At 46.4% G+C, this 6,601-nt stretch carries 8 protein-coding genes; 3 read left to right on the forward strand and 5 right to left on the reverse strand.

Annotation, left to right across the window (positions count from 1 at the left end; genetic code table 11):
• Both Q0668_RS17370 and Q0668_RS17375 read left to right on the forward strand, forming a co-directional pair.
• Positions 1–894, forward strand: an 894-nt coding sequence (locus Q0668_RS17370; protein WP_298866921.1) for an FRG domain-containing protein, incomplete at its 5' end; no start/stop codon positions are given.
• 258 nt (positions 895–1,152) lie between these two features.
• Entirely contained in the window at positions 1,153–1,926 is a 774-nt protein-coding gene (locus Q0668_RS17375) for a nucleotide-binding protein (protein ID WP_298866923.1), read from the forward strand.
• A 321-nt stretch (positions 1,927–2,247) separates the two neighbouring features.
• On the opposite strand, the gene Q0668_RS17380 is transcribed toward Q0668_RS17375, so the two are convergent.
• Complete coding sequence (locus Q0668_RS17380) at positions 2,248–2,574, reverse strand: hypothetical protein (protein ID WP_298866925.1); 327 nt, start codon at positions 2,572–2,574, stop codon at positions 2,248–2,250.
• 26 nt (positions 2,575–2,600) lie between these two features.
• Here Q0668_RS17380 and Q0668_RS17385 point away from each other — a divergent pair, with 26 nt between their 5' ends.
• Positions 2,601–2,807 carry a hypothetical protein gene (locus tag Q0668_RS17385; protein ID WP_298866926.1) on the forward strand — a complete coding sequence of 69 codons (207 nt, stop codon included), beginning with the start codon at positions 2,601–2,603 and terminating at the stop codon, positions 2,805–2,807.
• Between the two features lie 155 nt (positions 2,808–2,962).
• Here Q0668_RS17385 and Q0668_RS17390 read toward each other — a convergent pair whose 3' ends face one another.
• The 4 genes from Q0668_RS17390 to Q0668_RS17405 form a co-directional block, all read right to left on the reverse strand.
• Positions 2,963–3,259 carry a hypothetical protein gene (locus tag Q0668_RS17390; RefSeq protein ID WP_298866928.1) on the reverse strand — a complete coding sequence of 99 codons (297 nt, stop codon included), beginning with the start codon at positions 3,257–3,259 and terminating at the stop codon, positions 2,963–2,965.
• A gap of 909 nt (positions 3,260–4,168) precedes the next feature.
• Positions 4,169–5,173 (reverse strand): D-2-hydroxyacid dehydrogenase, encoded by a 1,005-nt coding sequence (locus Q0668_RS17395; protein ID WP_298866931.1) that lies wholly within the window; start codon positions 5,171–5,173, stop codon positions 4,169–4,171.
• A 17-nt stretch (positions 5,174–5,190) separates the two neighbouring features.
• Positions 5,191–5,997, reverse strand: coding sequence for a biotin--[acetyl-CoA-carboxylase] ligase (locus tag Q0668_RS17400; RefSeq protein ID WP_298866932.1), 807 nt, complete (start codon positions 5,995–5,997; stop codon positions 5,191–5,193).
• Between the two features lie 33 nt (positions 5,998–6,030).
• The gene (locus tag Q0668_RS17405) at positions 6,031–6,402 is read right to left on the reverse strand and encodes an STAS domain-containing protein (protein ID WP_298866933.1); all 372 of its coding nucleotides are present in this window, start codon (positions 6,400–6,402) and stop codon (positions 6,031–6,033) included.
• Between the last annotated feature and the right edge of the window lie 199 nt (positions 6,403–6,601).

Below are 6,601 nucleotides of genomic sequence, written 5' to 3' on the forward strand. Positions count from 1 at the left end.
TGGCGCAAATTACGTGCCAAAGCGAGGGAAGTCATCTGGGAAATGCGGGTTAAGACATTCAGTGATGAAAATCCTGGAATCATCAACGCGGACAAAGTTCAATACAAGCCCGGTTTAGAAATGGGGCTTACATCTGGCCACGTCGTTTCTTCGTATGTCGAACTGTTGCGTAAACTCGCCGAACTCAATTACTGGAACTCTCGTTTTCGTCTCCTCTATCGTGGTCAAACTAAGGACTACGAAATTCAAAACAACGGCAGCGGCCCAAAACGAAGTTCCCTGTACCCAAGTGTATTACGACCAGCATTTGATGGTAACAACCACTCCGAAACTTTGGACCAGCGTTTCACAAGATTGAGAAAGGCCGAAGAAGCGCTCAAAAGACATCTGTTAATTGGTGAAATTCACCAAAATCAATCGGTTCAGTGGGCACTCCTACAACACTACGAAGTATGTGACACCCCGTTTATGGATTTGACAAATTCCGTCCAAGCAGCACTCTCATTCGCCCTGCCAAAGAAAGCAAGCAGCGGCTACTTTTATGTCTTTGCTTTTCCACAACTGACCGGAGCTGTTTCAGTTTCAGTTGAATCCAAGACTCATGTAATTGACCTATCACAAGTATGCCGCCCTGAGGCATTACGACCGCATTTTCAAAATGCATTCCTTGCGACTGACTATCCGATGTATTCATCACGGACCGAAACACAGGGCCAATCGGGTACACCTGGAAATAGTTTCGTCTGTCGTTTGCTCGCAAAATTTAGACTTACAAAGTGCGACACATGGGCATCAGAGGGTTTCGCATGCATTCCTGATAAACTGCTTTTTCCTAATCAGCACGACAAATGGTTTGAGATATTTGAGAAGGTTAAGGCTGAATTGAAAAATTAAAGTATGTAAGAAAGCTCTTTATATTATTGTCTGGGAAACGATGTTTACTTGGTCATTTTTTGTTTGTGCTATCTCTGTTTGATGTCGGGGTAACCACAGTTACCCCGACATTTTTAGCTAAACATCACCGGTTCCCTTTTGTTGCGCACTGATCTAGTGTACTCTGAATAAAAAAGAAACTTACAGTAATATCATGGGGATCGTTAGACACTACAGAATAATCAAATTAGACGACAAACTCAAATTTCGAGACAAGCAATGGAACATCCTACCATATTCATCGGATCATCTACTGAGCACCTAGAAGTTGCATATTGCGTTCAGGAAAATCTCGATCACGATGCAGACGTAACGGTCTGGACACAAGGCATCTTTGAGCTATCTCGCTTTACTCTCGATTCATTAATCGACGCTTTGGACGAGTTTGACTTTGGCTTATTTGTATTTACACCAGAAGACATTGCTAAAATTCGTGGAGAGCAATTCCGAGTCGCTCGTGACAACGTCATATTTGAGCTTGGTCTATTCATCGGTCGGCTAGGTAAAGAACGGAGCCTGATCATACTGCCGCGGGGATATGAAGACTTCCATTTGCCAACTGACCTACTGGGAATCACGCCTGTCACATACGAGCCAAAACGACAAGATGGAAATACGACTGCAGCCCTAGGTCCAGCATGTAACCGCGTACGAAAGCACATTGACAAATATGGGATATCGAAACCCTCGCCGTCAGTGCTTATCGTTGAAGAATCTACAACACCCGAGCCGGAACTCGATGATACAGACATTTTTTCGATATTAAAGGAATGGCTTGGTCGAAAACCTCAGGGGAAATCAGAAAGTGAAGAGCTTTTCCACTATCACACAGTAGAAAGAGAAGCTGAAATACCACGTGGAACTGCAGCGAAAGTGATTGAGAAGGTTGCAGCAGAGTATGGTATGACTGCTGTGCGCGTAGGGAAGGCAACGATCGTACTAAAGAATCCAAAGCGTGATGATAGTAATGATTATGATGATGTGCCGTTTTGATTCGTCTCACAAAAAAATCACCCTAGTTGTGGACCGACGTTTCCCGATCTCAAAGTCACTGCGATTCTGTGATCTTGATGCGAAACACTTAATGTATAATGTCGGGAAAATGCGTGTTACCCGGTCATTCAGTATCGTCTTTTGACAATGACGATTCGCTGATTGATTTGCGGGGATACTTCTCTTTCAATTCATCAAATAGCGATTTCATGTGGTCTCTCACCACTTGCCTGATTGCCTTTTTTTGTATTGCAGCGTAACGACTTAGAGACCAATGCTCCTCGTTATCAAGCATTATCTGAATTGGTTTTTTACGTCCGATCATGCATTGCCCTTGACTTTATAGTGCGAATCTCCTTCGAATAATGGTGAAAGCGAAAAGCCGGTGCCGAACGATGGAACGGGAAGCGTCGGGGTTTTCATAGAGCGGTAGAGCATGGATGCCATACCGCTCTTTATATCATTTCTTTCCCTGGCAAGGAAGCCGTATCGATGCTGGATAAGCTCCCCCTCAATGGCAAAAAGACTTATGTCGTCGCTGCCCTTACCCTTCTTTACTTCGTTAGCGGTTTGCTGATCGGAGAAATTCCAACCAACGATGCAATGATGGGGATCGCCGCCGCGCTTGGTATCACTACCATCGGCCACAAGATCGACAAGTCATCCACAAACTGATGGGCGGTCTTATACGAATCATCGCAGCCATTTTGGAACTGTTGTTTTTCTGGACCAAGAAAAAACACAGCGACGAAAACGAACGACTCGAAGAGGTTGAAAGGTTTCAGCAGGATGTAACCAAAGGTAACGAACAGGCAGTTCAATCGCGTTTTAATCGGTGGCGTACTCGCGCTCGTGTGCGTGATGACAACAAACGGCTGTAAAGTATTCGACCGCTTCAATCCGAAACCGACGCCAGCTGTGATTGCGGTCCCGGATCAGATGGTCCCTAATAAGATCGAGAAAGATGAACCGGCTCCCTACGATGGCTGGCTGTTCTCGACTCCATTGTTCAACTTGATGATAACTTCTTTTTACTTCATTTCGGCATCTGCTCATTCTGCACCTGTTGGATATTCAGCTGTGGGTTGGTTGTTGCTTTCCGGTAAAATCTTTTGTCGCGGGTAGATGATGCCTGTGTCATTGTAGAGTGATTATTTTTACCACGAAAATCACGAAAGGCACGAAATGTTTTGGCGGGCAGACACATGGGTTCCGTTTCCTGCTCGCTGCGCTCGGCCCGAATTTTATTCGCGCCTACCCGTTGTTGTCGAATGGCTGACAAGGGATTGAAATCGGGGGAGTGGATTATTTTTCCTCTGGCGGGCAGACACATGGGTCTGCCCCTACCTTTTAGATGCGGCCTCCCCTACTTTAACTATGAGTTGATGCTTTATGATTTTGTTGCTGTGTGTTTCTGATTGTTACTTTCTAACGGCGGTTAGCGCCGTGCCGCTCAGGGTATTGTTAATGGTGGATTGTTTTGTTTCTCAGTCAGTTTCCTGCTCGCTGCGCTCGGCCCGAATTGCATTCGGGCTTACCCGTTCGATTTTTGAATGTAGTCGCGTGTGACGTATATGCAGTTCTGGATTTTCAGTTCGAGCTGGCAGTTACTATCAGGCAGAATCTCTGTTCGTTGATTGATGGTTTTACCCTGCGGGCAGACACATGAGTCTGCCCCTTCATACCTGGAGCTCTCATTTATGATTTTATTGTTTTGGTTTTTAATGGTGGATTGTTTTGTTTCTCTGTCAGATTCCTGCTCGCTGCGCTCGGCCCGAATTTTATTCGGGTTTGCCCAAAGTGTTGGTACTTTGACTGTGGATGATTTTGCTGAAGGGCGTGAGGGTGTCAAGCTGAATTGTGTTCGAAGTATAGCTAATGGTGACCAAAATCTGCCAAACGCGTGCCGATGTGCGTTAAACACGTGCCAATACGCGTCGATAAGTTACGAGACATTGAGAATCGATGGTCATTTTTCAGGTGAAAATTTTCAAAACAGAGGGACTTTTATAGTAGTGAGATCTTCAGTGTTCGCGAAAAGCAGTGCGCAAAATACTCATCTCGCGCGCGACGCGTAACAACGCATAAATCACAGATTAGGCGGCGCGATGACGGTGTCAAGATACAAATTTGAGAGTGGTTATTTGAGCCTGTTTTTTGACACGTTTTTTGTGATCGGAAATTCGAGCTGGAGCAAAGGGGAGACACCTGCTGATGTGGTACGTTTGACAGTGATGAAAATTCAGAACCAGTTCTGTTTATCGGCGAGTGTGATGAAAGGTTTGTTGGTTAGGAAACAACGGAGGTTTTCGAGTAATGTTTCGAGATGTCGTTCGGGAACACGTGTGGAGGCAGCGGCGATGTGGGGCGTGATGATCACGTTTTCCATACTCCAGAGTGGATGTTCCTGCGGCAGTGGTTCGATTTCGAAGACGTCCAGGGCGGCTCCCGCGATGTCGCCGTTTTGTAGTGCGGCTGTTAAATCTTTGAGATCAACAATGGCGCCGCGGCCGATGTTGATGAGATACGCTGACGATTTCATTTGCTGGAACTGTGCGGTGCGAAACAGTTTTTCTGTCTGGGGCGTGTGGGGGGCTGCGATGACGGTGAAGTCACTGAGGGCTAATAAATCGTTTAAGCGGTCAACGTTCCAGACTTCATCCACGACGCCGGGAATTTCTGTTGCGATGGGGTCGACGGCGTATACCTGCATGCCAAACGCTGCAGCGCGGCGACAGATTTCTGCACCGATGGAGCCGGCGCCGATAACGCCGAGCGAACAATCGGAGAGATGTATATGACTGCGATCTACTTGACTGACTTGTCCCGGTCCTGTGACAAAGTCGGGCTTGCCGGCTTTTCCCCCGATGGGTTGCCAGTTCGATTCGGCCTGTTGTCTGATGTAAGTGTGCAAATTGCGGGCGAAGCAAAGTACGAAACCCATTACATGGTCGGCGATGACGTCGTAAAACAGGCCGCGCATGTTGGTGAGTTGAACGGGATGTTCGACGAGTTCGGGAAAGACATAATGTTCGAGGCTTGCGGTGGGGGACTGAATCCATTTCAAGTTCACTGCTGGCGCCAACAATTCGGGAGTAATTTTACCGAAGAAAGCGTCTGCGTCTTTGATTTCGTCGAGTGCTTCTGGCAGACCGTTCGCGTTCGTGATGGTTAACTGGTCGGAGACGTCCTGAATGCGGGAGAGGCGTTTGGAATCGATGGCCGGATAGATGAGTAGTTTTGTCATAGTTCTGGGAAGTTCGTTTAAAAGTGTTCGATGGTGCCACTGATGATTCGTTCGATGCCTGCTTCCGTTTTCAGATTTAGAAAACCCTGGTCGTCTATTTCCAGGCATTGTCCTGTTTTCGTCTCGCGGCCTGTATTGACGCGGATGGTTTTACCACTTAGCAGGCAGTATTTGCGCCAGGTCTCCATGAATTGATTTTGTTCTCCCGCGACATCGTAAAGTCGATTTTCGATTCCATTGATGAGATCAATGAGTGTGGTGGTCATCGAAAATTTCTGGCCTGTGGTTTCGTAGAGTGAAGTGCCTGTTGCCTTCAGATCTTCGACGGCTGAGAGAAATGAGTTATTCAGATTGAGGCCGAGTCCGATTACGACGAGCCCGGGAACATTGGCTGCGGTTTCGACAAGAATGCCTGAGACTTTTTTGTTCTGCAAAAAGACATCGTTGGGCCATTTCAGTTGCAGTTTTTTATCGGGAAGATGTTTTTCGAGCGTTTCGCAAACCGCGAGGCCTGTCGCCAGTGCGATCAATGGTTGCTGTTCGATTGGAATTTGTATCTGTGCTACATCGACGACGAGCGAAAATGTCAACGTTCCTTCGGTAGACCACCAGGAATTATTGCCACGGCCGCGACCTGCTGTCTGTTTTCCGGTGAGGACGAGAGTGGGTAAATTGACGCGGCGAACTGGTGTTGTTTTATCGGGAGAGCAGTGTGTGTGTAGAGCCCATGAATTGGTGGAGGCGAGACTTTCGAAATAGTCGAGATGTTCGATGAACGTTTCCGTCTGGATTGCTTTTAAATCATCAGCAGTAAACGGCAGCATTCCCAACTCATTTTCAGAAAAGAGATCGAATGATTAAGATTTTTCAGCCAAAGCTGCGAGAGCCTCTTCCCGGGAATCGAATAATGGCCATAGGGTTCCGACTTTGATACAGCTAAGAATGTTCTGCATGTTTTCACAGGCTTGACAGAAGACCGCCTGCCCGCCTGACTGCTTGGCGCGTTGCAAGAGACGAATAATGGCTCCGATTAGAATGGAATCGAGATATTCGACTTTATGCAGATCAATGATTACATTTTTGATCTCGGGCGCATCTAACAATCGCAAGACTTTGTTGGATTCGACCTGAACATTGCTGTATTGAAATTGCAAGGTTGAACCCTGGGGCGCCACAATCAGATTGGGTGCAGCCAGCTCAACCTCAAAAATTTCCAAGTTTTCTACCATGATTCACTTCCAGAGGCATACTATTTCAGGAATTCCTGAATTCATCGATCAATTCTAATCATTGAGAATGAAGGTTTTTTTATTTCTTTTACAAAGCATAGCTTACTTTAATCCATTTTTCAGGTATGGAATGCGTAAGACTCTATAAATATGAGACGATTCTTACAAAGTGTACATCTAATTCACTCGGGTGACTTAG

The organism is uncultured Gimesia sp., assembly GCF_937910335.1.
Taxonomy (GTDB): Bacteria; Planctomycetota; Planctomycetia; order Planctomycetales; family Planctomycetaceae; genus Gimesia.

Bases quoted from the DNA above. Each gene is read 5' to 3' on its own strand.
- Q0668_RS17375 (WP_298866923.1), top strand. From the start codon at position 1,153: ATGGAACATCCTACCATATTCATCGGATCATCTACTGAGCACCTAGAA.
- Q0668_RS17385 (WP_298866926.1), top strand. From the start codon at position 2,601: ATGGGCGGTCTTATACGAATCATCGCAGCCATTTTGGAACTGTTGTTT.
- Q0668_RS17390 (WP_298866928.1), bottom strand. From the start codon at position 3,259: ATGTGTCTGCCCGCCAGAGGAAAAATAATCCACTCCCCCGATTTCAAT.
- Q0668_RS17395 (WP_298866931.1), bottom strand. From the start codon at position 5,173: ATGACAAAACTACTCATCTATCCGGCCATCGATTCCAAACGCCTCTCC.
- Q0668_RS17400 (WP_298866932.1), bottom strand. From the start codon at position 5,997: ATGCTGCCGTTTACTGCTGATGATTTAAAAGCAATCCAGACGGAAACG.
- Q0668_RS17405 (WP_298866933.1), bottom strand. From the start codon at position 6,402: ATGGTAGAAAACTTGGAAATTTTTGAGGTTGAGCTGGCTGCACCCAAT.